Source organism: Nitrosomonas sp. Nm166, from assembly GCF_900112825.1.
In the GTDB taxonomy this organism is placed as follows: Bacteria; Pseudomonadota; Gammaproteobacteria; order Burkholderiales; family Nitrosomonadaceae; genus Nitrosomonas.
On record NZ_FONE01000119.1, the window covers coordinates 1 to 1,234 of the forward strand.

A 1,234-nucleotide genomic window follows, 5' to 3' on the forward strand; every position below is an offset into this window, starting at 1 on the left:
GCCATTTTCTGATTTATTTGTAAGCGACTGGGTAATTTTTAGCCATTTTTGCACAAATGAACCCGGAATAATCACTCCAAACCGACCATTTCCGGTTTAGAAGGCGCAATATTCCTATGTTTGCGTGATTATTCGACGATTGGCAAAGAGTTTGGGTAGCCTTTTCAAGTTATACGCCATAGCCAGCAGGATGTGCCAGGCATGTGCCCTGGCCAAGCCGCAGTAACGCAGTAATTTACCCCCAAACCAGCGCACCTGGCTGCCGAAGGTGCGCTCTACAACATAACGTGCTTTCGTGATCAGACTGTTGCGTTGTAACTGCCACCGTGTCAATGGTTTGGTTCTCACCGCCTTATCTTGAATGCCGTTTTTAATGTCACGCACTTTCAAAGCATCGCAATGTTTCTGACTACTATACGCCTTGTCTGCATAAATAGGGGTACCTGACTCGATTCTGGTTTTATCAGGCAGTGTCAGCAACGGCTTGCTGTCATGGCAATTGGCCGCGGTGATTTCAACGGCCAGCACTAAATCATTGGCGTCAACCAGGGTGTGCTGCTTATAACCAAACACCGATTTGCCACCCTTTTTAACCCAGCGTGCTCCGGTATCTACACCGGGTTGAGCAACTTCAATAACCCGCATCGCTGCCTTGGCATCTTCCTCATCATCCCGATCTTCCGGTCATTGACCAGGCCTGGTTTTAGGTTTGCGCGGACTTTGCGTAATGCTCGCATCTACATGACACCCCTTCTTGACTGTGATGTTGTGGGCCTGAATCTGCCGATTGGCTTGCTCTAGCAATCCATCCCACGCATGTGCTGCCGTCAGCCGGGTTCTGAATCGCGACAGTACGAAATAAGTCCCTCACATCGTCTTCCAAACACAATCCTAAAAAACGCATCACGTGCAGATTCGAGTTCGCCATGTCTTCCATCGACTCATCTACTCAACCACCATTCCATATCTCCACCAGCAGCATCTTGAACAGTAGCAATCCAGGATAAGCCGGCGACCGGTGACATCCGATGCTGGCGAATAATGCTGTGCTATCGCTTCTTCTATCGGTTTCCAGTCAATCAATTCAGCTATCTGGTTTAGAAACTTCCTTTGCGGGTACGGCGCGTGACATTAAATTCTGAAAAACTCATGGCGATTACTTCAATTACATGATTTAAAACATAATTATATCATTCCATGCAATTGAATGCACTTTCTGCCGTGCAAAGGTCTC

1 protein-coding gene is annotated in these 1,234 nt (G+C 47.6%); it reads right to left on the minus strand.

The annotated features are described in order from the left end of the window. Positions 1–114 precede the first annotated feature (114 nt). Positions 115–645: a transposase gene (locus BM021_RS15030; protein ID WP_090721775.1), complete on the minus strand. Its 531-nt coding sequence runs from the start codon at positions 643–645 to the stop codon at positions 115–117. Positions 646–1,234 lie beyond the last annotated feature (589 nt).